The organism is Streptomyces sp. NPDC028298, from assembly GCF_055565895.1.
The window spans coordinates 996,579-1,022,760 of record NZ_JBVHTL010000002.1; the positions used below are offsets into that span (position 1 = coordinate 996,579).

Sequence of the window (26,182 nt, forward strand, 5' to 3'; positions counted from 1 at the left end):
AGTCCCAGGGCGTCCTCCGTCGTTCGGGCCGCGCGCCCGGTCCGTCACACGAGCCGTACGCCCGACTTCCCCGCGTCGACCCGCAGCCGGGCCAGGGTGCCGGAGGCCGCTTCGGGCTTCAGCACGGTCTCCGCGACGCGCACCTGGGCATCGATGCCGTCCCGCCGGATGTCGAAGAGGTGGTAGCCGCGGTGGGCGTCGACGAGCTTCCAATGCGGGTTGTCCGCCATGCGCGGGTCCCACTCCTTGTGGAAGGCGGCCTGGTCCTGATCGCCGCCGCTGGAGATGGACGTACCGACGAACTCGGCGCCCACGACCGCGGATCCGGGGTCGGCGAAGTCCGCCTTGAGGTCGCTGATCATCGTGAGGTGGCGGTCGCCGGTGAGGACGACGGGGTTGCGGATGTCCGCGAACTCCCCCATGAGGGCGTTGCGTTCGGCCTGGTAGCCGTCCCAGGCGTCGTAGTACCAGAGCTTGCCCTCGCCGACCTGGAGGTCGGTCTCGGCCATCATGATCTGCGAGGCGACGAGGTTCCAGCGGGCGGTCGAGTGACGCATCCCGCGCAGCAGCCACTCCTTCTGCGTGGCTCCGAGCATGGTGAGCGCGGGATCCTTCGCGCCTTCCTGGCTCGTGGCCTGGTCGCTGCGGAACTGCCGGGTGTCGAGGACGTTCAGCCGGGCGAGGCGGCCGAAGTCGAGCCGCCGGTACATCCGGATGTGCGGCCCGTCCGGAATCGCGGTGGCCCGGACCGGCATGTGCTCGTAGTACGCCTGGTAGGCGGCGGTCAGCCGGGCCACGAACGCGTCGTGCGTCTGCTTGTCCGGGTCCTGCGGGATCTCGCCGGCGAAGTCGTTGTCGACCTCGTGGTCGTCGAAGGTGACCACCCAGGGGGCGTTCGCGTGCATCGCCGCGAGGTGCGGGTCGCTGCGGTACTGGGCGTACCGGTTGCGGTACTGGACGAGGGTGTACGGCTCCCCGGTGCCCTCGTGGCGGCGTACGGCCGTCGCCGACGGCGAGGACTCGTAGATGTAGTCGCCGACGAACAGGACGACGTCGGGGTCCTGGTCGAGCATGTCGGCGTACGGGGTGAAGTAGCCGTTCTGCCAGTTCTGGCAGGAGGCGAGGGCGACGCGCAGCGAGCCGCCCGCACGGGAGGGGGGCGGCGCGGTGCGGGTGCGGCCCGTCGGGGAGACCTGGCCGTCCGTACGGAAGCGGTACCAGTACGCGCGGTCCGGGCGCAGCCCGCGCACGTCGGCGTGCACGCTGTGGCCGTACTCGGGACGCGCGTACGCGGTGCCGCGGCGCACCGGCTTGCCGAAGCGGGCGTCCTCGGCGACCTCCCACTCGACCGGCACCACGCGGTCGGGCATGCCGCCGCCGTTCAGCGGGTCGGGGGCGAGCCGGGTCCACAGCACGACCCCGTCGGGCAACGGGTCGCCGGAGGCCACGCCGAGGCTGAACACGCCGTCGGGCAGGGGGGTTTCGGCCGCTCGGGCGGTGCCGGGCAGCCAGAGCTGGGCGGAGGCGGCGGCGCCCAGTACGGCGGCGGAGGCGGTGAGAAAGTGGCGACGATCGCGTGAGACTGCTCCGGGCATCGGCGAACTCCCTTGCGTCGGTTGCCTCTTGGACACCGGGAAGCCCACACGGCACAGCGGCCCACCTCTTGAACAGAGCGCATCGTATGCGTGACGAACACACGAGCAACGAACGACCCGCCGCGACAGGGGATTTCGGTGGCCGCCGGGTGCCTCCGGGGCATCCGGGGCATCCGGGGGCACCCGGCGGGCGGAGTCAGTCGCCGAGGGACCGGCCGAAGCCGGAGCCGGTCGCGGCCAGGCCCAGGGTGGCCCCGCCGAAGGAGGCCGAACCGCTCGCCGTGACGCCGCCGGAGCCGGCGGAGAAGGTCCACACGGCGCCGTTGCCCGCGTTCTCGTCCGGGTCGCCGACGATCAGGCCGTCCTTCTTGTCGCCGTCGCCGTCGACCAGGGCGGTCTCGGCGCCGAAGCGGTCCAGCCGCTCGGCCGTGCCGGGCACACCGGAGGTGCTCTGGGTGAACGACCTGGCGCCGGTGCCCGTCAGCCCCGAGGCGCCGCCCCTGAGCACGAGCACGCCGCCGGCGTCGGTGACGCTGCCGACGTCCTCGCCGGGCAGCCCGGTCGCCACGTCGAGGTAGCCGTCGCCGTCGGTGTCTCCGACGGACAGGCCGGTGCCCATGCCGTCGCCGTTCTCGTCGGTTCCGGGCACACCCGGGGTGTCCTGGCTGATCCACACGGGCTTGCGGGTGGCCGAGGCTCCTCCGGGGGCGCCGTAGACGACGCCCACCGCGCCGCCCTTGGCGGGCGATCCGGCGCCGTCCGACGCTGAGCGGCCGACGATCACCTCGCCGTAGCCGTCCCGGTTCAGGTCACCGATCGCGATGTCCTCGCCCGCGACGGCACGGCCCCGGGCGTCCCGCAGGAGGCCCTTGTCGGTGAAGCCGTCCTTGCCGCCGACGAGGAGTCTCGTGGTGCGCGCGCCCGCGTCCCCGGTGGTCACCGCGAGGTCGGCCACCCCGTCCCCGGTCACGTCACCGGCCGCCATCACCGGCTTGTACAGGGACGTCCGCGGGTCGACGGTGAAGTGGTCCTTGCCCGCGTTGCCGCCGCCGCGGTTGAACGGGCCGTGCCACACCGTCCCGTCCTCCTCCGGCTGGACGTCCGGGTCGTCGGAGAGCCACTGCTCGGCGCCCGCCGTCACCAGATCCGGGTGCTTGTCGCCGTCCACGTCACCGACGGTGAACTCTCCCCGCCACTCGTAGTACGGGCCCCATGCGATCCGGGTGGGAGTCGCCGACAGTCCTTTGGGGCCACCCCAGTTGACGACCACGGCGTAACCGCTGTCGACGTCCATCACCGACACCGCGACGGACGAGAGCAGATCCGCGTATCCGTCGCCGTCGAGGTCGGCACTCCGCAGGCCGGTGCCGTAGCCGGACTCGGGGGTGTCGCCGCCGCCGTGTCCGGGCGCGGTCAGCACCTGCTTGCGCGCGGTGGACAGTCCGCCGGAGGCGCCGTACAGGACGCTGACGGCCCCGGCGCCCTGCAGACCGCTCTCCTTGGTGCCCGGCGCCCCGATCGCCAGGTCGGCGTAGCCGTCGCCGTTGAAGTCGTCGTGCAGCCGCTTGGCGCTCGGCGTGGTGGAGCCGGCCGTCGGCACGGGCACGGCGTTGACGGCGGGCACGGCCAGCGCGCCCGCGGCCAGGGCGACACCGGCGCCGATGAGGAAGGGCCTGCGGCGAACGAGGAAGGAACGGCGACGCGACATGTGGTTCCTGACCTGGGGGACCTGGGGCGGCGTCCGCATCCGGGGCGGAACGCACTACGGGCGTGGAGAGGAAGATCCTCTCCACGCCCGTTACGACTGACGGCCCGGCCGATTGGTTGTCCTGGCCATGCCCTGGGTTTCCCGCGCGTTCACCCGGGGCGGCCGCGGAGCCGGTCGAGACCCGGAACGGCCCCGCCGCGGCCTCCGAGCCGGTCGAGACCTAGAACGGCTCGAAGTCGTCGTACTCCTTCTCCGACTCGTCCCGCTCCGCCTGGCGGTCCCGGCGGCGCTGGGCGGCGGGGCGCGGGGCCTCGAAGCGGTGGTCCTCACCGCGGCGGCCCAGCATCTCGGCGCCGGCCATGACGGTGGGCTCCCAGTCGAAGACGACCGCGTTCTCCTCGGGGCCGATCGCGACGCCGTCGCCGGAGCGGGCGCCCGCCTTCATCAGCTTCTCCTCGACACCGAGGCGCGCGAGCCGGTCGGCGAGGTAGCCGACGGCCTCGTCGTTGTTGAAGTCGGTCTGGCGCACCCAGCGCTCGGGCTTCTCGCCGCGCACGCGGTAGAGGCCGTCCTCCTCCTGCACCACGGTGAAGCCGGCGTCGTCGACCGCCTTCGGGCGGATGACGATCCGGGTCGCCTCCTCCTTGGGCTTCGCGGCCCGGGACTGCGCGACCAGCTCGGCGAGCGCGAAGGACAGCTCCTTCAGGCCCATGTGGGCGACCGCGGACACCTCGAAGACGCGGTAGCCGCGCGACTCCAGGTCGGGGCGGACCATCTCCGCGAGGTCCTTGCCGTCCGGCACGTCGATCTTGTTGAGGACGACCATGCGCGGACGGTTGTCCAGACCGCCGTACTGCTTGAGCTCCTCCTCGATGATGTCGAGGTCGGAGATCGGGTCGCGCTCGGACTCCAGGGTGGCGGTGTCCAGGACGTGCACGAGCACGCTGCACCGCTCCACGTGGCGCAGGAACTCCAGGCCGAGGCCCTTGCCCTGGCTCGCGCCGGGGATGAGACCGGGCACGTCGGCGATGGTGTAGACGGTCTCGCCGGCGGTCACCACGCCCAGGTTCGGGACGAGGGTCGTGAAGGGGTAGTCCGCGATCTTCGGCTTGGCGGCGGACAGGACCGAGATGAGCGAGGACTTGCCGGCGCTCGGGTAGCCGACGAGAGCCACGTCGGCGACGGTCTTCAGCTCCAGGACGATGTCCTGCATGCCTCCGGGCACGCCGAGCAGCGCGAAGCCCGGCGCCTTGCGGCGGGCCGAGGCCAGCGCCGCGTTGCCGAGGCCGCCGCGGCCGCCCTCGGCGGCGACGTACGAGGTGCCCTGGCCGACGAGGTCCGCGAGGACGTTGCCCGCCTTGTCGAGCACGACCGTGCCGTCCGGCACGGGCAGGACCAGGTCCTGGCCGTCCTTGCCGGAGCGGTTGCCGCCCTCGCCGGGCTTGCCGCTGGTGGCCTTGCGGTGCGGTGAGTGGTGATAGTCGAGCAGCGTGGTGACGGACTGGTCGACGACCAGGATCACGTCACCGCCACGGCCACCGTTGCCGCCGTCCGGGCCGCCGAGCGGCTTGAACTTCTCCCGGTGTACGGAGGCACAGCCGTGACCTCCGCTACCCGCGGCGACGTGCAGCTCGACGCGGTCCACGAAGGTGGTCATGTGGGGTGCCTCCAGCACTTCGGTTACATCGGTTACTTCAGTGCGTACGTACTTCGGATACTTCAGTACGTACGGGAATGTCTCTTGCGTAACACGCGAAAGGCGGACCCGCTTCCCGTGGGGGAAGTGAGGTCCGCCTCGCGAAGAACTTCGGTTCTACGGAGCCTGGGCCCCGAGGCCTTCGATCCGGTCCGCGTGGAACCGGATCAGCCTCGACGGGAGTGGATCAGGCGACCGGAACGATGTTCACGACCTTGCGGCCGCGGTGCGTGCCGAACTCGACCGCACCGGCGGCCAGCGCGAACAGCGTGTCGTCCTTGCCACGGCCGACGCTGACGCCGGGGTGGAAGTGGGTGCCACGCTGGCGGACCAGGATCTCACCGGCGTTGACGGTCTGACCGCCGAAGCGCTTCACACCGAGCCGCTGAGCGTTGGAGTCGCGACCGTTCCGAGTGGACGATGCGCCCTTCTTGTGTGCCATGTCTCAGTCCCTACCCTTACTTCGCAGCCGCGGGGATCTCAGTGACCTTGATCGCCGTGTACTGCTGGCGGTGGCCCTGACGACGGCGGTAGCCGGTCTTGTTCTTGTAGCGAAGGATGTCGATCTTGACGCCCTTGTGGTGGTCCACGACCTCGGCCTGGACCTTGATGCCGGCAAGGACCCAGGGGTCGCTCGTCACGGCTTCGCCGTCGACAACGAGCAGGGTCGAGAGCTCGACCGTGTCGCCAACCTTGGCGGTGGAAATCTTGTCAACCTCAACGATGTCGCCGACAGCAACCTTGTGCTGGCGACCACCGCTGCGCACGATGGCGTACACGCGGATCTCTCTTTCGCTCGGAACGGAACCCCGCAGTCCAGCCGACCGGGAATGAACACGGAAGGCCTCTCCCGGTCACCGGGGTGTCCGAGAGGAAGAGGTTTACGGGGTGCGGCGCGTCAGGGGACACGCCGACGGTCAAGGTTACGGGGCCACGACCGAAAGGGTCAAACCAGGCCGGGCCCCGCGAGTGTGCCACCGGTCACGCGCGATCCCCGGCCCGCGTGTCGAGCGGGCCGGGGATCGTGCGGGAGCCTCAGCTCTCGTCGGTGGAGGCCGTGACGGTGGAGAGCGTCTGCTCGGCCGCCGCGGTCTTCTTCGCCGTGGACTTGGCGGCCGTCTTCTTCGTGGTCGCCTTCTTGGCCGCGGTCTTCTTCGCGGCCGTCTTCTTGGCGGCGACGGTCTTCTTGGTGGCGGCCTTCTTCGCCGTCACCTTCTTGGCCGTCTTGCGGGCCGCGGCCTTCTTGGCGGCCGGCGCCTCGGCGTCGGCCTCGGCGGCCTCCGGCCCGGCGGACTCGGACCCGGGCTCGGCGACCGGCTCCGCGGCGGCCGACGGGACGACCACGACGGCCGCCTCCTCGGACGCGGTGGGCGCGGTGGCCTTGCGCACGGCACGACGGCGCGGACGGGCCGGCGCGGCGCTCGCGGCGGGGGCCTCGGCCACCGGCTCGGGCGCCGTCTCCGTCTCGTCGGCACTCTGCGCGGGGGCCTCGGCGACGGGCGCGGCGACCGGCTCCGTGACCGTCACGACGGCCTCCTCGGCCGACTTGGGCGAACCGGCCGGCGCCGACACCTTGCGGGTCGCACGACGGCGCGTACGGCCCTGGGGAGCGGCCTCGGCCTCCGCCACGGGGGCCTCGACGGTCTCGACGGTCTCGGCCGGAGCCTCGGCGACCGGCTGCTCTGCGGCGGGCGCCTCGACGACCGGGTCCTCCGCCGCGAACGGCTCGGCCTCGGCGGCCTCACGGGACCGCGCGGCGGCACGCTCGGCCCGCTCCTCACGCCTCGTGCGGGGAGCGCGCTCCTCGGTGCGCGGCGCACCGGCCGGAGCGGACGCGCGGCGGGAGGCACGGCGACGCGAACGGCCACGGGTGACCGCGGCCTCCGCCTCGGCGGCGCTGCCGTAGAACTCCTCGTCCGGCTGGAACTCGGTGTCGGCCACGGCGACCGGCGCGGCGACCTCGGCGGCCACCTCGGCCTCCGTCTCGGCCTCGGGCTCCTCGGCCGTCTCGTGGGTGAGCTCGTGGTCGTGGTCGTGCTCGTGGGTCTGCTCGGCACCGCCGCGGCCGCGCTTCTTGCGCTTGCCGCCACCGCCGATGGACGTCGGCTGCTCCATGTGCACGATGACACCGCGGCCGTTGCAGTGGACACAGGTCTCGGAGAAGGACTCCAGCAGACCCTGGCCGACCCGCTTGCGGGTCATCTGCACGAGGCCCAGCGAGGTCACCTCGGCCACCTGGTGCTTCGTACGGTCGCGGCCCAGGCATTCGAGCAGGCGCCGCAGCACCAGGTCGCGGTTGGACTCCAGGACCATGTCGATGAAGTCGATGACGACGATGCCGCCCAGGTCGCGCAGCCGGAGCTGACGCACGATCTCCTCGGCCGCCTCCAGGTTGTTCCTGGTGACGGTCTCCTCGAGGTTGCCGCCCTGGCCGGTGAACTTTCCGGTGTTGACGTCGACCACGATCATGGCCTCGGTCTTGTCGATCACCAGCGAGCCGCCGCTGGGCAGCCAGACCTTGCGGTCCAGCGCCTTCATGAGCTGCTCGTCGATCCGGTACGTCGCGAAGACGTCGACCTCGGAGGTCCACTTCGACAGCCGGTCGGTCAGGTCGGGCGCCACGTGCGAGACGTAGCCGTGGATGGTCTCCCACGCCTCGTCGCCGCTGACGATGACCTTGGAGAAGTCCTCGTTGAAGATGTCGCGGACGACACGGACGGTCATGTCCGGCTCGCCGTAGAGCAGCGTCGGGGCGTTGCCGCTCTTCGCCTTCTTCTGGATGTCCTCCCACTGCGCCTGCAGACGCTCGACGTCACGGCGCAGCTCGTCCTCGCTCGCGCCCTCGGCGGCGGTGCGCACGATGACGCCCGCGTCCTCGGGGACGATCTTCTTGAGGATGGTCTTCAGACGCGCGCGCTCGGTGTCGGGCAGCTTGCGGCTGATGCCGGTCATCGAGCCCTCGGGCACGTACACCAGGTAGCGGCCCGGGAGGGAGACCTGGCTGGTCAGACGGGCACCCTTGTGGCCGATCGGGTCCTTGGTGACCTGCACGAGGACCGACTGGCCGGACTTGAGGGCGGACTCGATGCGGCGCGGCCCGTTGGCCATGCCGAGCGCCTCGAAGTTGACCTCACCGGCGTAGAGCACCGCGTTGCGGCCCTTGCCGATGTCGATGAAGGCTGCCTCCATCGACGGCAGCACGTTCTGGACCTTGCCCAGGTAGACGTTGCCGACGTACGAGGTCGCCTGCTCCTTGTTGACGTAGTGCTCGACGAGCACGTTGTCCTCGAGGACGCCGATCTGGGTGCGCTCGCCGCTCTGGCGGACGACCATCACGCGCTCGACGGCCTCGCGGCGGGCCAGGAACTCGGCCTCGGTGATGATCGGGACGCGGCGGCGGCCCTGCTCGCGGCCCTCGCGGCGGCGCTGCTTCTTCGCCTCCAGGCGCGTCGAGCCCTTGATGGACTGCACCTCGTCCGAGGGCGCCTCCTCGCGCCTGCCGCGCGGCTCGCGGACCTTGACGACGGTGCGCTCGGGGTCGTTCTCGCCGGGCTGCTCGGCCTCGCCGCCGGAGTCACCGGCGCGACGGCGACGGCGACGACGGCGACGGCTGCTGCTGGAGCCGCCCGACTCCTCGCGCTCCTCCGCCTCCTCGGCGTCCTCCTCGGCCTGCTCCGCGGCGTCCTCGGCGTCCTGCGCGGCCTGCTCGGCGGCGATGTCGTCCTCGCCGGCCTCGCTGTCCGCGTCCGACTCGGCGGACTCGCCGCGGCGACGGCGACGGCCACCGCGACGACGACGGCGGCGGGAGCCCGCGGACTCCTCCTCGCCCTCGTCACCCTCGACGGCGTCCTCCACGTCCTCGGCGTCCTCGGCGGATTCCGCGTCCTCGGCGGACTCGGCCTCCTCGACGGACGCCTGCGGCTCCTCGGTCACGGCCTGCGGCTCGTCCTCGAAGCCACGGCGACGACGGCGCCTGCGGCCGGCCGGCTGCTCCTGCGCGGTCTCGACGGGCTCGGGGGCCTCAGCGGCCTCGGCCGCCTCCGCGGCGGCCGCGGCGGCGGCGCGCTCGGGCGTCTGGAACATCGGCTCGGTGAACACCGGCGCCTGGAACACGGCGACGGCGGGACGGGCGGGGCGCCCCGAGGACTCCTCGGTGTCCTTCTGGGCGGGCGCGGAGAAACCGACGGCGGCCTTGCGGGTGGCGCGGCGACGGGCGCGGCGCGGGCCGCCCTCCTCCGTCTGCGCGGCCTCGGCCTGCCGGGCTTCCGGTGCCTCGGTCTGCGCGGCCTCGGCCTCGACGGCCTCCGTCCGCGCCGGCTCCTCGGGCTTGCTCTCGCTGCTCACGGGCGCCTCCACACGCTCGTCGGCGGTGTCGCCCTCGGGCGCACCGGCGGGCGCGGTGGCCCTGCGGGTGGCGCGACGGCGGGTCGTGCGACGCGGGGCGGCTTCCTCGGCGACGGGCTCGGCGGCGGGTGCCTCGGGCTCGGCCTCGGCGGGGGCGGCCACCGGCTCCGCGGCACTCGTGGCGACCTCGGCGGTCTCGGCCGCGGCGGGCGCACCGGCGGGTGCGGAGGCGCGGCGGGTGGCGCGGCGGCGCGTACGGCCGGCGGGCGCGCTCTCCTCGGCCGCGGCCGGGGTCTCCTCGACGGGCCGGCTCTCGGGCTCGGCGACGGCGGCGGGCTCGACGGTCTCGGCCTGCGCGGGCTCGGCCTGCGCGGTCTGGGCCGCGGCGGGCGCACCGGCGGGTGCGGAGGCACGGCGGGTGGCGCGACGGCGGGTCGTGCGACGCGGAGCGGCGTCCTCGGTCCCGGCGGGGGCCTCGACGGGGGCTTCCGGAGTCTCCTCGACCGCGGCCGCCTCAGCGGCCTCCTCGGTCTCGTCCGTCTCCTCGGCCTCGACATCGGCGGAGGTCACGGACCCGGCGGGGGTCTCCCCCGCCACGAGGTCGGCGGACGCCACGGCCGGTATGGCCGGCGCGGTGGTCTCGGCCGCGGCCTCGGAGGCGGCGACCGGCGGACCGGCGGGGCGCGACGCTGCGCGGCGGCGGCGCCGCGGCGGCAGGGTGTCGCTGGGGGTGTTGTTGTTTTCGGAACCCTCGGTGGGTTCGGTCGGCTCGAGCATGCGGGTGGATCTCCCGTCAGGCTCCCGGGCGCCGCGCCTGGTCCGGCGAATGCCGGTGACGTCCGCGGCTCGCGCGTTGCGCGGTGCCGCCGTCCGGGGCGCGGGCGCCGCACGGGAGCTCTCTGTGTCCTGTCTCGCCGGTTCCGTACGCCATGTGTGCGTACGGCCTGGCGAAAGTCTTAAGGTCGGTGCGCCGCCCGACCCAGGTGGCTCCCGGATACGAGGGCTGCGCTACGACAACGGTCCTTACGCGGGACCTTCCTTACGCCGACGCCTTCGCGGCGGCAGCTTCGGCGGCCCCTGTGCGATCGGCTGGGGCGGCTGCGACTGCCTCGCGGTCGGGCGCGAGCGGGTCGGTCACCGTGCCGGTCTCTTCATCGAACAGCCCCTGCGCCAGCCTGGTCACCGCAGCGGCGACCGGCGGCGCCAGGTCGGCCACGGCGCGAAGACCGGACAGGACGTCGTCGGGTCGAACGGCAGGCGTCACGTGCCGAACAACCAGCCGCAGTATCGCACAGGGCTGGTCGGTCGGCCTATCAGCCTGTGGACTGTGCGTCTCGAGGGTCGTCCCCAGGCTCGCCACGGCACTGCGGGCGTCGAACGTCCGCATGCCGTTCTTGGTCTTGCGGCTGACCTCCACGGTCTCGGCCGCGTTGAAGGCCTCCACCGCGCGCTCCGCTTCCGCCGGGTCCACGCCGTCGAGGCGCATCTCCCACACGGAGGCGGTGAGCCGGTCGGCGAGACCCGAGACGCGGGCCTCGACCGCCTCGGTGATGTCGAGCCCCTGGGGCATCGACTCGTCGAGGAGCTCGCGCAGCTTCTCGGGGTCGCGCCGGTCGGTGAGCGCGATCTCCAAGTACTCCGCCTCGCTGCCCGTGCCGGTGGGTGCGGCATTGGCGTACGACACCTTCGGATGCGGCGTGAACCCTGCCGAGTACGCCATGGGTACGGCGGCACGGCGCAGGGCACGCTCGAAGGCGCGCTGGAAGTCACGGTGGCTGGTGAACCGGAGGCGGCCGCGCTTGGTGTAGCGCAGTCGGATGCGCTGCACCGCGGGTGCGGGCGGCGGGCCTTCGGGCTGTCGCTTGCCCAGTGTCGCTCAGTCCTTCATGAGTGCGGTCGTACTGCTACCAAGAGTACGTGTCTCACCGCCCGCCGGTTCCCGCCGGGCGACCGGCTGTGGTTCCGGGGGCGTCCCGAAGAGCATCCGCCGGAAGTCGGCGCGGGCCTGCCGGGCGCTGTCCCGGGCGGATTCCAGCGCCTGCCGCGCCGTCCGCCGGATCCCGCGCGCCACCTCGGCGGCGGGCCTCAGCACCAGATCGCGCACGGCGTGCCCGACCGGTGTCAGCACGGTCCGGTACACCCAGCGGACCGGCTCCACGAAGGTCCAGCGGAAAAGTCGCGCGAGGAACCGTCCGACGGCGCGCGAGACGTACCCGGCGATCCGCCACGCGTGCCCGAGGGCCTCTCCGACCTCCCGGGCCACGACGGCGAGGGCCCGCCCCACGGGGACCAGGACCCAGCGCCACAGGGCGAGAGCGGGAAGGACGAGCAGGACGCGGGCGGTCCAGTACAGCGCGGCGCCGATGCACAGGAGGACCGTCCGTACGATCCGCACGAACCCCTCGGCGAGGAAGACGATCGCCCTGCCGACGGGGGTGAGGACCCAGGTGTACAGCCACAGGGCGGGGACCACCAGCAGGTACCGCACCAGCCAGGCGACCACGGCGTACACCCCGTACGCGACGGCCGCGAGGACCATACCGACGCCCTTGAGCAACCGGGCGACGGCCCGTCCGACCGGCGTGAGCAGCCGCGCGTACACCCAGCCGCACACGGCCTCGACAGCGCCGAGGACCCGATCGAGCGCGGTCAGGACGCCCCCGACGGACCACATGAACGCGGCCAGGGCCGCCCTGAACACCAGGGCGAGCAGGGCACCGGTCCTCCGGGCCGTCCAGGCGAGGGCGTGCCCGACCGGCGTCAGGACCGCGCGGTACAGCCAGACCGCCGGTACGACCAGCAGCACGTGCCCGAGCCGGGCCAGTGCTCCGCCGACGGGGCGGAGGACGTGACGCCACAGCGCCACCCAGGGCCACACGAAAAGGGCCCGCGCCACCCATCCGAGGGCCAGCCCGAGAGCACGCCCCAGCGGCCGGAGCAGCGTGTCCCGAAGAAACCTTCCGGCGACGACGAGCGCGTCCCACACCATCCGTACCGGCACGACGAGGACGAGCACGACGATCCGCACCGGGAGGCGGATCGCGACGACGAGACACCCCTCGGCCTGCGTGCCGGGCCGGGCGACGGCCTGCTCACCGTGCCGGGCGACGGCCTGCGCGGCGGACGGCGGGCCGGGCTGCGCGGCGGACGGTTTTTCCAGATCCATACCTGCCTAGACGCAGCGGTCACCACAATGGATGCGACAAGTCCGCACCTCCGTGGCACGCCCCGGCCGCGCCGCCTTCCGGCGGCTACCTCTCGCTCTCTCCCGACGGCGCCGGACCGCCGGGAGCCGAGCCCGGTTCACGGCACCCGATCGGCCGCAGTAAGTCCAACCCCGAACTACCGGACGACAGTTGAGCAAGATCCATCAGGTGGCCCCTAATTGGGCTGATCTGATGATGTGTAGGGCGCGTTTCCATGGAATGCGCCGGTCCCACCGGCGTCCACGGTCAAGCTCGCGATCGGCTTCAGGGAAATCCACCGATCGGCGAGGAGCACCCCCTTATGAATCCTGAGTCCCGGACCGCGCACCTGCTGGGCCCTCCGGCCCGCCGCCGGTTCAAGAAGGCGGGTGTGGTCGCCTCGCTGGCGCTGGTGATGGCGTCGGGAGTGGTGGGCCCCGCGACACCGGCGGACCTGACCGCGTCCGACCGTACGGCCGCGGCCCCGGACGGCGGATGCAGACCGCGCGACCTGGACGACCGGGCCCCGGCGAGCGGACACCCCGAGAACGGGAGGGGGTGCCGAGGCCCCCGGGGCCCGAGAGGCGCGCCCGGCCCCGCCGGTCCCCAGGGTCCACGCGGAGAGACCGGGGCCACCGGAGCCACCGGCCCCCGGGGCGAGGCCGGCCCGACGGGTCCGACCGGCCCCTGCGTCGGGATCGACGCCGCGCAGGAGGCGGAGGACTTCGAGATCCGCCTCGCGCTGACCGGCGGACGGACGTACGCGGGCATCCGCGACCAGCGGACCGGCGAGAAGCAGACCTTCCTGTGGACCGACCTCACCGCCCGTCCCGACTATCCCGCGGGCGGCGCGGCCGGCCTGCCCTGCGACGTCACCGTCAACGCGCACAACCGGTCCACCACGGTGAGGCGCGTCAAGTTCGACGTCATCACCACCACCGGCCAGATCTGGGAAGCGGCCTGCGTCGCGTTCACCACCACGCACCCCGCGACGCTGAACTGCGCCGACCGCTCGGGCCGCCCCAAGCCCTGGATCCTGGTCTCCCGCCAGCCGGTGCCCGACGCCCTCAACGGCGGCGTATGACCGGCCCGCGGAGGCGTGCCCGAGGACTCCAAGGGTCCCCGGAACGTCCGGCCCGCACGACGAAGCCGCCCACCCGGAGGTCCCGGGGCGGGCGGCTCGGTCCGAGCGTTCAGAGATCGGAGTCGGTGGCGGCGACGTAGCGTCCTGGGCCGCTGGACGACACCGGCCGGGGCCGGCGGCGGGATTCGAACCCGCGTCGCTCTCTTTGCAGGAGAAGTAGCCGCAACCTGCGCACCTGAACGACGTCAACAGTAACGTCGGCCGACGGTCCGGGCATACGAATATGGCGGGCGGCGCTACACCACGTCGGCGCTCGACGACGAGCGGTCCGGCATTCCGGGCTCGGTGTCCAGCGCCTCGCGGTTGAACATCAGCAGGCCGGCGAAGAACAGCCCGCCCACCACGATCAGGCCCACGACGATCAGCGAGGGAACCAGCGCCTCGGACGGCGAGATCAGCATGACCAGGGACGCCACCGTCCAGACCAGGGCGCAGATCGCGACCGGCAGCTCGAACCGCCCCAGGTCGAAGGCACCCTTGTTGCGGTCCAGCCGGCGGCGCACCGAGAGATACAGGACGATCGTGGCGCCGTAGACGAGCGCCGGAATGATCGTGCTCGCGGTGATGAGCTGGATCAGCGCGTCGCCCGGCAGCGCGACCATCAGGGCGACCCCGACGACCAGGATCAGGACGGTCGCGGGGATCGGCGTACGGGTGCGCGGGTTGACGCGGCGCATCACCTGGTGGGCGGGGAACCGCCCGTCACGCGCCATCGCGAAGACGATCCGCGAGCACGAGGCCATCACCACCGTCCCGGCGCCGAAGAACGCGACCGCGATCGCCGCCAGCAGCACCTTCTCCATCCCCGGCCCCAACCGGTCACGCATGATCACCGCGACCGGTGACTCACTCGCGGTGACCCCCGGGATGTCCTCGATCGCCACCGTGAGACAGATCAGGAACGCCATCCCGAGCACACCGGCGGCGACGACCGACGCCACGATCGCGCGCGGGACGCTGCGGAACGGATCCTTCGCCTCCTCGGCGAGGTTCGCGGCGGAGTCGAAGCCCACGAGCGTCGCGAGGCCCATGATCATCGCGATCATCAGCCCGCCGCCGAGATCGAAGTAGTGCGGGGCGTGCTCGGTGACACCGCGTGAGGTGAGGTTGCCGAGGGAGCCTCGGCCAGTGACCGCGACGACGATGGCGAGTACGAGCGCCACGACCACGACCAACGTCAGCTCCAGCCCGACCGCGGCCGAGTTGATCAGGCTGACGATGCGGGTGGACGCCACCACGATCACGGTCTGGATCAGCAGGATCACCAGCGTGATCACACGGGCGGTGCCCTCGTCCGGGTCCATGCCGACGAGGGGCATGAGCGCCTGGCTCGCGAGCGCGTTGGCGATCGCCGCCACCGCGATCGCCAGATAGCAGAAGGTCAGCCAGCCGAATCCCCACCCGACCCTGGGGTTGGCCAGCCGCGAGGCCCACTGGTACGACGAGCCGCTGAGCGCGATGCGCCCGGCGAGCTGCGCCACCACCAGCGCGACCAGCACCTGTCCCACCGTCGCGACGACCCACAGCCAGATCCCGACCGGGCCCGCGTGCTGGAGCACGTCGTCGTAGGTGGAGAAGATGCCGACCGCCACCGAGATGAACGCGAACGAGATCGCGAACACCTGAAAGGATCCGAGCGTCCGCTTCAGCTCCGGCCGATAACCCCCGAGGACAGCGGAGTCCTCGGTTTCCTCCGAACTCGGCGAAGCTGCTTCCACCACGTCGGTACCCGCCTTCGGTGCGCGGCGGGGGCGTACCCGCCGGATCGGTGTTTCCGCTCGGTCACCGGGGAACCCGGTGGTGAGATGCCGCGGAGGTGCTGCCATGAGTGCCGGAGAACGGGCCAGGGCGAAGGCCGAACAGGTCGTGGGAAAGACCGTGCGGAAGGCGGCCCACGCGATGCACAAGGAAACCCTCGCGGCGAAAGGCGCCGCTCTGGAGACACGGGGCAGGCTGCGCGGTACGAAGGAGCGGGCCAAGGACTCCTTCAAGCCGTGACAGGACCCGGCACGGACCCGGCGTGGAAGTGGCCCTCACTCCAACTCCCTGTCCATGAGGCCCGGGGTGGCCAGTCGGAGAATCTACGGTCCGAGCGTCGCCCTCCGATGAAGCGACATGACGAGTTCAGCCATTAGGCCCTCGAACCGGCCCAGGTCAGGGGCCGTACGAGCCGGTCGACCGAACCGGTCGAGCGAACCGGTCGAGCGAACCGGTCGAGCGGCCCCTGCCGTCGGTTCGGGGCGTGGTCGAGGACGCCCGCGCGGCGGCGGATCAGGGACGTCGGCGCGGCTGCGGATCAGGCGGGCTTCCCGTCCCTGGACATCTCCGCCTGGAGCTTCTCCGCGCGTTCAAGCGGGTCGTACCCGGGGCCGACGCCCTCGACCAGGACGAGGTCCCCGTCGATGTGGTCGGCGCGCAGCCTGAGGATCTCCTGATATCCGGGGGACTCGTACCAGGCGCGGGCCTCGGCCAGGCCGGGGAACTCGATCAGGACCATGGTCCCCGGCCAGTCGCCCTCCACGACCGCCGTCGGCGGACCGTGGATCAGGAAGCGGCCGTGGAACGGGTCGAGGGTGCCCTGGATCCTCCTGAGGTACTCGAGGATGTCCGGGTGATGACGGCGGTCGCGCAGATGCGCGAACCCGTAGGCGGGCATGTCCGGCTCCTTCGTTCGTTGCGGCGGGACGGTCGTCCGGGCAGGACAGTCGTCCAGGCAGGACGGTCGATCCCGGTAGGACAGTCGTCCCGGTAGGGGATTCGTTGTCGCGCGTTCCGGTACGACGCCGCAAACGTAGCCAGGGCGGTCGGGCGCCGCGATTACCTCGGAGGTAGGCACCGCCGCCACCGATGAGTTCCGTCGGCCGGCCCGGTCTACCAAGACGTACGCCATCGAGCCACCGACTGGAGAGCCACCATGACGACTCCCGCACACCCCGGCCGCATGCTGTTCCTCAACATCCCCGTGACCGACCTCGAGCGCAGCAAGGCGTTCTTCGCCAAGCTCGGGTTCGCCTTCAACCCGAAGTTCACCGACGACACCGCCGCCTGCATGCTGGTCGGCGAGGACGCCTTCGTCATGCTGCTCACCCGCGAGAAGTTCGCGGAGTTCGCGAAGCTGCCGATGGCCGATCCCACGACGCACACGCTGGCGCTGTACTGCTTCAGCGCCGCGTCCCGCGACGAGGTCGACGCGGTCAGTGCCGCCGCGCTCGCTGCGGGCGGCACCGAGGTGGACGGGGCCGAGGACTACGGCTTCATGTACTCACGCAGCTTCTACGACCTCGACGGCCACGGCTGGCAGGTCATGTGGATGGATCCGGCGGCGGCCGAGCAGGGCCCCGAGGCGTTCGCGGCCTCCGCGCAGGAAGCCGACACCCCGGCCTGACCCACCGCGTTCCCCACGTACGCCGTCGTCGTGACGCCCGGCCGTCGGCCCAGAAGCCCCACCGCACTGGGGCCTCTTGGGCCGGCGGCCGGGTGGCCTGGCGCGCCGACCCGTAACACGACCGTCCCTACAGGAGTGCCATGTCCACCATCCAGCCTGTGATCATCACTGCCGACCAGGACGTGCTGGTCGCCTTCTACACGAAGCTGTTCGGCGCCGAGCAGATCTTCCGGGTACCGGAAGAGGGCCCGGCCTTCTACCTCGGCCTGCGTATCGGCGACACCGACCTCGGGCTGGTGACCAAGGAGAGCGCGGAGACCGACGCGGGAGCGGCACCGCGGATCCTGCTCAGCATCGGTGTCGACGACGTCGACGAGACGCTCGGCCGGGTGACGGCGCTGGGCGGCTCGGTCAGCGGCGGTCCCAACGACATGCCGTGGGGGCAGCGCGTCGCCCACATCAAGGACCCCGACGGCAACCCGGTGAACCTCACCCAGCCGATCCCGGCCGGCTGACGCCGCCCGTGCCGCGCCTCGCCACCAGGGTCGAAGGTCCTTCTCCGGCAGCGGTCCGGCGGACCGGAGTAGTGCGCCTGCAGTAGGCCGGATTGTCGGCAGCCGCACGACGACGGAACGCCGCTGGTCTTGGAGTCTTGTGGAAGATTCCCGAGACCAGATGTGGAGATCCCCTGTCATGGCGTCCTTCCTCTACCGGCTGGGCCAGACGGCCTTCCGGAAGCGCCGCTGGGTCCTGTTGCTGTGGGTGGCCGTCGTGGCCGTCGTCGGCTTCAAGGGCCTGACGGCCACCGCCGGCTCCGACGACTCGTCATCGATGCCGGGAATCGAGTCCCAGAAGGCCTTCGACCTCATCGACCAGCGCTTCCCCGGCAGCGCGGCCGACGGGGCGAGCGAGCGCATCGTCTTCGTCGCGCCGGACGGACAGAAGGTCACGGCCGCCGACAACCGCGAGGCCATCGAGAAGACGGTCACCGATGCCGCCGCCGGTGACCAGGTCGCGAGCGCGGTGAACCCGTTCCAGGCGAACGCGGTCAGCAAGGACGGCAGCACGGCCTACGCCACGGTCACCTACAAGGTGACGGCCAAGGACATCACGGACGGCAGCAAGAGCGAGCTCCAGCAGGCGCTGAGTGACGCGCGGCAGGCCGGCCTCACCGTCGAGACCGGCGGCAACGCCCTGGCCGCGCAGACCGAGGCCGGCGGTGTGGGCGAGGCGGCGGGTGTGCTGGTGGCCGCGCTCGTCCTGCTGGTGACCTTCGGATCCATGGCGGCGGCCGGACTGCCCCTGCTGACGGCCGTCATCGGCGTGGCCACCAGCATGCTCGCCATCACGGCCCTGAGCAGTGCCTTCGGTCTGTCGTCCTCGACGGGAACCCTGGCCACCATGCTGGGCCTCGCGGTCGGCATCGACTACGCGATGTTCATCGTCTCCCGGTACAGGGAGGAGCGAGGCAGGGGCCACACGCCGCGGGAGGCGGCCGGCCGGGCCGTCGGCACCGCGGGCTCCGCCGTCGTCTTCGCCGGGCTCACCGTCGTCGTCGCCCTCGCGGGACTGTCGATCGTCGGCGTCCCCATGCTGACCAAGATGGGGCTCGCGGCCGCCGGAGCGGTCCTGCTGTCCGTGGTCATCGCGCTGACCCTGGTTCCCGCGCTGCTCGGGTTCTGGCCGAACGCGGTCCTGCCCCGACGCCTGCGCCGCCTGAACCGCAAGGCCGGCCGCGCCGGCGAGGTCGCCGACACCGGCCGGGTCGGCAACGGCGGCAGGGTCGGCAACGGCGGCAGCTCCGACGCGACGCTCCTCGCGACCGCCGCCCGTCCGACGGCCGGGGCCAGGGAATCGAAGTGGGCCCGCTTCGTGCTGCGCCGCCCGCTGCCGGTCCTCCTGCTGTCCGTCGTCGGGCTCGGAGCACTCGCCCTGCCGGTGACCGATCTGCAGTTGGGCACCTCCGGCGACGAGGCCAAGTCCACCGCCACCACCGAGCGGCGTGCCTACGACGCCCTCGCGGACGGTTTCGGCCCCGGCTTCAACGGCCCGCTGACCATCGTGGTCGACGCCCAGGGCGCCCCCGACGCGGCGGGAGCCGTCGACACCGTCGCGAAGAAGATCGCCTCGACGGACGGCGTGGTCTCCGTGTCCAAGCCGCGCTTCAACGAAGCCGGGGACACCGCGATCATCTCCGCCACACCGTCCACCTCGCCCACCAGCGAGGCGACCAAGAACCTCGTCCACACCATCCGCGGCGAGCGCCCGGGGCTGGAATCGGCGACGGACGCGACGTTCCAGGTCACCGGGACGACGGCCGCCAACATCGACGTCGCGCAGAAGATGCAGAGCGCGCTGATCCCCTACCTGGCCGTCGTGGTCGGGCTGGCCTTCCTGCTCCTGCTGATCGTCTTCCGATCGGTGCTGGTCCCCGTCAAGGCGGCCGTCGGGTTCCTGCTGTCCGTCCTTGCCTCGCTGGGCGCGGTCGTCGCGGTGTTCCAGTGGGGCTGGGCCGCCGACCTCCTCGGCGTGGACTCGACCGGCCCGATCATGAGCATGATGCCGATCTTCCTCGTCGGCATCGTCTTCGGCCTGGCCATGGACTACCAGGTCTTCCTCGTGTCCCGCATGCGAGAGGCCTACGTCCACGGACAGACCCCGGGCCGGGCCATGGTCACCGGGTTCGGTCACAGCGCACGCGTCGTCGTCGCGGCGGCGCTGATCATGATGAGCGTGTTCTCCGGCTTCATCACCGCCGGGGAGTCCATGATCAAGATGATCGGCTTCGGGCTCGCCATCGCCGTCCTCTTCGACGCCTTCGTCATCCGCATGGCCTTCGTACCGGCCGTCCTGGCCCTCCTCGGCCACCGCGCCTGGTGGCTGCCCCGATGGCTCGACCGCATGCTCCCGCGCGTGGACATCGAAGGGGAGGCGCTCACCCGGCACGACACCCCCTCGGCACAGCCCGACGAGAAGCCACGGGAAACCGCCGGAGTCTGAGCACACCCCGGTGAAGGCCGCCCCGACGACACCAGGCGGAGCACACCCCCGTGAGGGCCGCCGCATGTCACCAAGCGGAGCACACCCCCGTGAGGGCCGCCCGATGTCATCAGGCGGCCCTCACCGGCCTTCACCGGCGGATGCCCCACCATGGACCCGACAGCCACCGCAACCGGAGACCGCGATGCCCAGCGCCGCCCGCCGCTTTGCCCTCAACCACCCGCACGTCATGGACGCGGTACTGCTGACCTGCGTACTCGCCTGCGTGGTCTCGGCGAGCTTCTTCGGCACGTGGGACGTCCGGGAACCGATCCCCTGGTGGCCGGGGCTGATCCTGGGCGTCATCGCCACCGCCGCCCTGCTGTGGCGCCGGACCCGCCCTCGTACGGTCGTCGTCGTCACCGGCGTCTGCGCCATCGCCGCGGTGAGTGTCGGCTACCTCACCACCATGCTTCTGCTGGCCCCCGTCATGGTGGCGCTGTTCTGGCTCGCGCTCCTCGACGAGCGCCGCACCGCCCACCTCTACGGCCTCGGCGTGGTCGTGGTCATGGTCCCCATCGCGATCGTGCAGGCACCCCGCTACGCCAGCTTCATCATCGTGACGCTGAACCCGGCTCTCGCCCTGCTCCTCCCCGTCGCCTGGGGCTCCGCCCTGCGGCTGCGCCGCGCGTTCACCGACTCGCTGCGGGCCCGTGCCGAACACGCGGAACACACCCGCGAGGAGGAAGCGCTGCGCCGGGTGGCGGAGGAGCGGGTACGCATCGCCCGTGAACTCCACGACGTCGTGGCCCACCACCTCACGCTCGCCAACGCCCAGGCGGTCACCGCCGCGCACCTCATCCGCGACGACCCCCGGCAGGCGGAGCAACTGATCACCGGCCTGAGCGGCACGACCGCCACCGCCCTGCGCGAACTGAAGGCGACGGTGGGGCTGTTGCGCCGCCCCGAGGACTCCGACTCACCGCTCCAGCCGGCCCCGAAACTCGAGCAGCTCCCCACCATGGTGGCGGCCCTCGCGACCACGGGGCTGGACGTCGCCGTCACGTCCGAGGGAGAGACCCGGCCGCTCTCCCCCGCCGTGGACCTGACCGCCTATCGGATCATCCAGGAGGCCCTGACCAACGTCTCCAAGCACGCCGGCACCCCCACGGCGCAGGTGACACTGACCTACACGGACGAGGTGCTGAGAATCGAGATCAGCAACGAGCGAGGACACCCGACCCCGACCGCCGCGACGTCCGTGGACTCCGGGTTCGGACTCATCAGCATGCGCGAACGCGCCCTGTCCGCCGGAGGCCGTTTCACCGCGGGCCCCCGCCCCGACGGCGGCTACACAGCCACCGCCGAACTCCCCCTCCACTTCTGATCTCCGCTTCTGACCCTCGTGTCTGATGCCCACCCGCTGATCTCGACCACCGATCTCAACCCCTGATGTCCTCTGATGTCCACCACTGATCCGGGAACCCCATGACCATCCGAGTGCTCCTCGCCGACGATCACGCCCTTCTCAGGGACACCTTCCGCATCCTGATCAACTCCGCCGAGGATCTGGAGGTCGTCGGGGAGGCGTCCGACGGCGCGGAGGCCATCGCCCTCGCCGGGACGCTCCGCCCGGACATCGTGATCATGGACATCCGCATGCCCGGCACCGACGGCCTGACCGCCACGACGGCCATCTGCGCCGACCCCGCCCTCTCGGACGTCCGCATCCTCATCCTGACCACGTTCGAGACCGACGAGTACGTCGCCCGCGCGCTGCGCGCCGGAGCCAGCGGGTTCCTCGGCAAGGACGTCACGGCCGACGCCCTCCTCGGCGCCATCCGTACGGTCGCGGACGGCGACGCCCTCCTGTCCCCCGCCGCCACCAAGATGCTCGTCAGCCGCTTTCTGGTCACACCCGAACCGGCCTCCGACACGGAACTGCCGGACCAGATCAGCTCCCTCACGGCACGCGAACGCGAAGTCATGATCATGGCCGCCCGCGGCATGTCCAACACGGACATCGCCGACACCCTCTGCCTCAGTCCGTTGACCGTCCGCACCCACGTCCAGCGCGCCATGACCAAGCTCCACGCCCGCGACCGGGCCCAACTGGTCGTCGCCGCCTACCAGTCAGGCCTCGTCCAGTCCGGCCCACCCACCACGCCGTGACTCCGCCCCCTCACCACCGGGAGGCCTCACCGGCTCAGATCGCGTCCACCTGCCAGGCGATCACGCCGGTCGATCCCTTGGCCCCGTCGACATCGATGTGCACCCGCTTCCCCGCCGTGATCCGCTGCTGGACCACCGACTGATCACACGGCACCTGGGTCTCCGCGCCGGCGCTCGCCGGTACGAAGGCCAACCGGGCACTGCCACCACCGAAACAGACCAGGCTGAGCCTGTACGTCCGGCCCTCACTCACGCTGGGCTCGGTATGGATCCCGTCCCCCACCCGCTCGACCCCGGCCTCGACCATCGCCCCGCTGTGCACGGCGGCGAGGGCCGCCTGTGCCTGCTCGGTCAGCTTCTTCTCGGACGCCTCGTCCGTCGTACGGGACGCGCGTGACGCGGAGGACGACGGTGGGCCGTTGACGCCTTCCCTTTCACCACCGCCGGAGCCGCCGCACGAAGCGACAAGGAACACCGACGCCGCCACGCCGCAAACGGCAAGGGATAACCGGGAATTGGAATAAGTCATACCGAAGTCTCCCAGCCCTGCCATCCAGTCTCAGACGTCGGTGTGCCATGATCCCCCTCCGGAACCGGAGGGCCGAATCGTGAGTTCGTACATGGCCGCGTTGCTCGGCTCGATGGCGGTGCTCGTCGCCTGCGGGGCGGTCGCCACCCTTGGCCGGGGCTGGCTGCCACCGTGGTTGCGCGGCCGGATCGTCCGCCCGGCTCTCTTCGGTTGGGCGCAGCTCGCCATGACGACCGCACTCGCCGCCCAGTTGGTCGGAGGCCTGCTGATCACATCGCAGGACGTCCGCTTCACGGTGACGATGTCCGGAGCCATGGTGATGCTGCTCGCCACGGGGTTGATCGGGCTGGCTCAGCTTCGCCGTTGAGCCGTCGAACGGTTGAGTCGCTGAGCCGCTGACCGCTGATCCGCCGGGGGCTGCGACAGCCGCCACCGGTGGCCGGTCCGACGGCTCAGTAGTGACAGAGCAGGTCGAGCACGACGGCGTCACCGTCGAGGCCGTCGAGATAGCGGTTGGCCTGTTCCCAGTAGCCGTCCGTGTCCGCGTCCGTCCACGAGCCGTCGAGCCCGACCAGGGCGAAACCGGGCACGGCGCACCGGACCGACCCCAGCCGGGCTTCCTCGTGTTCCTGCGCGAAGTAGGCGACCGGGTCGTTGACCAGGAACGACATGTCGAAATGCGGGTCGCCCGCGACGGCCCGCTGGGCCACCTCCTGCACCAGCGGCTGGGCCAGGTGCTCCCTCCTGGCGTCCGACGGGGAGTAGCTCTCGGGATCGGCCTCGTGGCGATCGAGGAAGTCGGTGAGCGGGCGGGCCGCCGGGTGTATCGCGGTCAGCTCGGTCCAGGCGCTGAGCAGGGCGTCATGAGCGCGCCCCGCCCGTTCCCGCATACCGTCGAAGTCGAGCAGCCCCCGGGGCCCGCCGTAGCATTCCAGCGGCCCGAGGCGATCGAGCTTGGCCTTCCGGCGCGGCACGGTCGAGGCGGTGACGAGCCTGCGGTCCCCGTCGTGCCGAGGCAGTACGAGATAGGCGTTGCCCGGGGCGGAGTGGATGGCCCACCAGTCCCAGTGGCCGACCGGATTCCAGTCCTGGGTGAGGTTGGCGTCGTAGGGCGCCAGGGCGGCGGCCACCGCCTGCGGGATCTTGCGGGGCGCGGTCGGCGGCAGACACACGGTGGCGTAGAACTTGGTCATGCCCGGGAGCGTAAGCCCCCGGATTTCCCCCGCTCATCCGACCCTCACCTCATCGGATCACCGCCTCGACGCGCCGGCCACCCCGCCGGGGCATCGGCAGCGTCCAGCCCACGAACTCACCTGCATCCGGACGCCGACGAGCCCCCCTCCTCGATGAGAAGGGGGGCTCGCGAGACTCACGTCAGTGAGAGTGACCCGTGGCCGCCGGTGTCGGACCCGCGTTCTTGACCGTCAGCGGCAGCAGCTTCTGGCCGGTGGGGCCGATCTGGATGTGGGTGTCCATCTGCGGGCACACCCCGCAGTCGAAGCACGGGGTCCAGCGGCAGTCCTCGACCTCTGTCTCGTCCAGGGAGTCCTGCCAGTCCTCCCAGAGCCAGTCCTTGTCGAGGCCCGAGTCCAGGTGGTCCCAGGGCAGGACCTCCTCGTAGGTGCGCTCGCGGGTGGTGTACCAGTCGACGTCGACGCCGAAGGGGGCGAGGGCCTTGTCGGCGCAGGCCATCCAGCGGTCGTACGAGAAGTGCTCGCGCCAGCCGTCGAAGCGGCCGCCGTCCTCGTAGACCGCGCGGATGACGGAGCCGATGCGGCGGTCGCCGCGCGAGAGCAGGCCCTCGACGATGCCGGGCTTGCCGTCGTGGTAGCGGAAGCCGATCGAGCGGCCGTACTTCTTGTCGCCGCGGATCTTGTCGCGGAGCTTCTCCAGGCGGGCGTCCGTGTCCGCGGCGGAGAGCTGCGGGGCCCACTGGAAGGGGGTGTGCGGCTTGGGGACGAACCCGCCGATGGACACCGTGCAGCGGATGTCGTTCTGGCCGGAGACCTTGCGGCCCTCGGCGATCACGTTCATCGCCATGTCGGCGATCTGCATGACGTCCTCGTCCGTCTCCGTCGGCAGGCCGCACATGAAGTACAGCTTCACCTGGCGCCAGCCGTTGCCGTAGGCGGTGGAGACGGTCCGGATCAGGTCCTCTTCCGAGACCATCTTGTTGATGACCTTGCGCATGCGCTCGGAGCCGCCCTCGGGGGCGAAGGTCAGGCCCGAACGCCGGCCGTTGCGGGTCAGCTCGTTGGCGAGGTCGACGTTGAAGGCGTCCACGCGGGTCGACGGGAGGGAGAGGCCGATCTTGTCTTCCTCGTACCGGTCGGCCAGGCCCTTGGCGATGTCGCCGATCTCCGAGTGGTCCGCCGAGGAGAGCGACAGCAGGCCCACCTCCTCGAAGCCCGTCGCCTTCAGACCCTTCTCGACCATCTCACCGATGCCCGTGATGGAACGCTCGCGCACCGGGCGGGTGATCATGCCCGCCTGGCAGAAGCGGCAGCCGCGGGTGCAGCCGCGGAAGATCTCCACGGACATGCGCTCGTGGACCGTCTCGGCCAGGGGCACGAGGGGCTGCTTCGGGTAGGGCCACTCGTCCAGGTCCATCACCGTGTGCTTGGACACGCGCCACGGGACGCCGGACTTGTTCGGGACCACGCGGCCGATCCGGCCGTCGGGGAGGTACTCGACGTCGTAGAAGGCGGGGATGTAGACGCTGCCCGTCTTCGCGAGGCGGAACAGCACCTCCTCGCGGCCTCCGGGACGGCCCTCGGCCTTCCAGGCGCGGATGATCTCCGTCATGTCGAGCACGGCCTGCTCGCCGTCACCGATGATCGCCGCGTCGATGAAGTCGGCGATCGGCTCGGGGTTGAAGGCAGCGTGTCCGCCCGCGAGGACGATCGGGTCGTCGAGCGTGCGGTTCTTCGACTCCAGGGGGATGCCGGCCAGGTCCAGGGCCGTGAGCATGTTCGTGTAGCCCAGCTCCGTGGAGAAGGACAGGCCGAACACGTCGAAGGCCTTCACGGGGCGGTGGCTGTCCACGGTGAACTGCGGGACCCGGTGCTCGCGCATCAGCTCCTCGAGGTCCGGCCAGACGCTGTACGTGCGCTCGGCGAGGACGCCCTCGCGCTCGTTCAGCACCTCGTACAGGATCATGACGCCCTGGTTGGGCAGGCCGACCTCGTAGGCGTCGGGGTACATCAGGGCCCAGCGGACGTCACACGACTCCCAGGGCTTGACCGTGGAGTTGAGCTCTCCGCCGACGTACTGGATCGGCTTCTGCACATGCGGGAGCAGAGCTTCGAGCTGTGGGAAGACCGACACGGCGGTTTCGGCAGGCATCTCGCGAACCTTCGTGAGCTGATGGGGGTGACCATCTAGCGTAACGCGGCCGGAGGGGCCCGCCGCACCGCCGGACGGACACCGGACCCCGCGGCCGGAC

At 71.5% G+C, this 26,182-nt stretch carries 21 protein-coding genes and 1 tRNA gene; 8 read left to right on the plus strand and 14 right to left on the minus strand.

Features of this window, described 5'->3' with window-relative positions; all coding sequences use genetic code 11:
* Positions 1–44 precede the first annotated feature (44 nt).
* From ACZ4TO_RS12915 to ACZ4TO_RS12950, 8 genes are all read right to left on the minus strand, one after another.
* Positions 45–1,595 carry an alkaline phosphatase D family protein gene (locus ACZ4TO_RS12915; RefSeq protein WP_468024163.1) on the minus strand — a complete coding sequence of 517 codons (1,551 nt, stop codon included), beginning with the start codon at positions 1,593–1,595 and terminating at the stop codon, positions 45–47.
* A 196-nt stretch (positions 1,596–1,791) separates the two neighbouring features.
* The gene (locus ACZ4TO_RS12920; protein WP_468024164.1) at positions 1,792–3,303 is read right to left on the minus strand and encodes an integrin alpha; all 1,512 of its coding nucleotides are present in this window, start codon (positions 3,301–3,303) and stop codon (positions 1,792–1,794) included.
* A gap of 220 nt (positions 3,304–3,523) precedes the next feature.
* Positions 3,524–4,960, minus strand: coding sequence for a GTPase ObgE (obgE, locus tag ACZ4TO_RS12925; RefSeq protein ID WP_382782479.1), 1,437 nt, complete (start codon positions 4,958–4,960; stop codon positions 3,524–3,526).
* A gap of 226 nt (positions 4,961–5,186) precedes the next feature.
* Entirely contained in the window at positions 5,187–5,441 is a 255-nt protein-coding gene (gene rpmA, locus ACZ4TO_RS12930) for a 50S ribosomal protein L27 (protein ID WP_037618784.1), read from the minus strand.
* Between the two features lie 16 nt (positions 5,442–5,457).
* Positions 5,458–5,778: a 50S ribosomal protein L21 gene (gene rplU / locus ACZ4TO_RS12935; RefSeq protein ID WP_030601628.1), complete on the minus strand. Its 321-nt coding sequence runs from the start codon at positions 5,776–5,778 to the stop codon at positions 5,458–5,460.
* 256 nt (positions 5,779–6,034) lie between these two features.
* The gene (locus ACZ4TO_RS12940; RefSeq protein WP_468024165.1) at positions 6,035–10,120 is read right to left on the minus strand and encodes an Rne/Rng family ribonuclease; all 4,086 of its coding nucleotides are present in this window, start codon (positions 10,118–10,120) and stop codon (positions 6,035–6,037) included.
* 262 nt (positions 10,121–10,382) lie between these two features.
* Positions 10,383–11,171 carry a TIGR03936 family radical SAM-associated protein gene (locus ACZ4TO_RS12945; protein ID WP_385042275.1) on the minus strand — a complete coding sequence of 263 codons (789 nt, stop codon included), beginning with the start codon at positions 11,169–11,171 and terminating at the stop codon, positions 10,383–10,385.
* A 48-nt stretch (positions 11,172–11,219) separates the two neighbouring features.
* A complete protein-coding gene (locus tag ACZ4TO_RS12950) occupies positions 11,220–12,509 on the minus strand; it encodes a hypothetical protein (RefSeq protein WP_468024166.1) in 1,290 nt (429 codons plus the stop codon).
* A gap of 341 nt (positions 12,510–12,850) precedes the next feature.
* On the opposite strand from ACZ4TO_RS12950, the gene ACZ4TO_RS12955 reads away from it, so the two are divergent.
* On the plus strand, positions 12,851–13,612 hold the full coding sequence (locus tag ACZ4TO_RS12955; RefSeq protein WP_468024167.1) for a hypothetical protein: 762 nt from the start codon (positions 12,851–12,853) through the stop codon (positions 13,610–13,612).
* 170 nt (positions 13,613–13,782) lie between these two features.
* On the opposite strand, the gene ACZ4TO_RS12960 is transcribed toward ACZ4TO_RS12955, so the two are convergent.
* Both ACZ4TO_RS12960 and ACZ4TO_RS12965 read right to left on the minus strand, forming a co-directional pair.
* Positions 13,783–13,923 (minus strand) — tRNA-Ser (locus tag ACZ4TO_RS12960).
* Complete coding sequence (locus ACZ4TO_RS12965) at positions 13,909–15,393, minus strand: APC family permease (RefSeq protein WP_468024168.1); 1,485 nt, start codon at positions 15,391–15,393, stop codon at positions 13,909–13,911. The genes ACZ4TO_RS12960 and ACZ4TO_RS12965 overlap by 15 nt, the downstream gene beginning before the upstream one ends.
* A gap of 103 nt (positions 15,394–15,496) precedes the next feature.
* Here ACZ4TO_RS12965 and ACZ4TO_RS12970 point away from each other — a divergent pair, with 103 nt between their 5' ends.
* Positions 15,497–15,670 (plus strand): hypothetical protein, encoded by a 174-nt coding sequence (locus tag ACZ4TO_RS12970; RefSeq protein ID WP_382782498.1) that lies wholly within the window; start codon positions 15,497–15,499, stop codon positions 15,668–15,670.
* Between the two features lie 298 nt (positions 15,671–15,968).
* On the opposite strand, the gene ACZ4TO_RS12975 is transcribed toward ACZ4TO_RS12970, so the two are convergent.
* Complete coding sequence (locus ACZ4TO_RS12975) at positions 15,969–16,328, minus strand: DUF1330 domain-containing protein (protein WP_468024169.1); 360 nt, start codon at positions 16,326–16,328, stop codon at positions 15,969–15,971.
* 258 nt (positions 16,329–16,586) lie between these two features.
* Here ACZ4TO_RS12975 and ACZ4TO_RS12980 point away from each other — a divergent pair, with 258 nt between their 5' ends.
* The 5 genes from ACZ4TO_RS12980 to ACZ4TO_RS13000 all read left to right on the plus strand — a co-directional run bounded on the left by ACZ4TO_RS12980 (position 16,587) and on the right by ACZ4TO_RS13000 (position 22,208).
* Positions 16,587–17,057, plus strand: coding sequence for a VOC family protein (locus ACZ4TO_RS12980; protein WP_382782504.1), 471 nt, complete (start codon positions 16,587–16,589; stop codon positions 17,055–17,057).
* A 140-nt stretch (positions 17,058–17,197) separates the two neighbouring features.
* Complete coding sequence (locus ACZ4TO_RS12985; protein WP_382782508.1) at positions 17,198–17,572, plus strand: VOC family protein; 375 nt, start codon at positions 17,198–17,200, stop codon at positions 17,570–17,572.
* Positions 17,573–17,750: 178 nt separating this feature from the next.
* Positions 17,751–20,057, plus strand: coding sequence for an MMPL family transporter (locus tag ACZ4TO_RS12990; RefSeq protein ID WP_468024170.1), 2,307 nt, complete (start codon positions 17,751–17,753; stop codon positions 20,055–20,057).
* A gap of 184 nt (positions 20,058–20,241) precedes the next feature.
* Positions 20,242–21,423 (plus strand): sensor histidine kinase, encoded by a 1,182-nt coding sequence (locus tag ACZ4TO_RS12995; protein ID WP_382782514.1) that lies wholly within the window; start codon positions 20,242–20,244, stop codon positions 21,421–21,423.
* A 101-nt stretch (positions 21,424–21,524) separates the two neighbouring features.
* A complete protein-coding gene (locus ACZ4TO_RS13000; RefSeq protein ID WP_468024171.1) occupies positions 21,525–22,208 on the plus strand; it encodes a response regulator transcription factor in 684 nt (227 codons plus the stop codon).
* 34 nt (positions 22,209–22,242) lie between these two features.
* Here the strand turns inward: ACZ4TO_RS13000 and ACZ4TO_RS13005 are convergent, their stop codons facing one another.
* Complete coding sequence (locus ACZ4TO_RS13005) at positions 22,243–22,737, minus strand: hypothetical protein (protein WP_468024172.1); 495 nt, start codon at positions 22,735–22,737, stop codon at positions 22,243–22,245.
* Positions 22,738–22,816: 79 nt separating this feature from the next.
* Here ACZ4TO_RS13005 and ACZ4TO_RS13010 point away from each other — a divergent pair, with 79 nt between their 5' ends.
* Positions 22,817–23,104, plus strand: coding sequence for a hypothetical protein (locus ACZ4TO_RS13010; RefSeq protein WP_382782523.1), 288 nt, complete (start codon positions 22,817–22,819; stop codon positions 23,102–23,104).
* 85 nt (positions 23,105–23,189) lie between these two features.
* Here ACZ4TO_RS13010 and ACZ4TO_RS13015 read toward each other — a convergent pair whose 3' ends face one another.
* Together ACZ4TO_RS13015 and ACZ4TO_RS13020 are read right to left on the minus strand one after the other, a co-directional pair.
* Positions 23,190–23,930, minus strand: coding sequence for a hypothetical protein (locus ACZ4TO_RS13015; protein ID WP_468024173.1), 741 nt, complete (start codon positions 23,928–23,930; stop codon positions 23,190–23,192).
* Between the two features lie 181 nt (positions 23,931–24,111).
* Positions 24,112–26,082 carry a TIGR03960 family B12-binding radical SAM protein gene (locus ACZ4TO_RS13020; RefSeq protein WP_382782529.1) on the minus strand — a complete coding sequence of 657 codons (1,971 nt, stop codon included), beginning with the start codon at positions 26,080–26,082 and terminating at the stop codon, positions 24,112–24,114.
* Between the last annotated feature and the right edge of the window lie 100 nt (positions 26,083–26,182).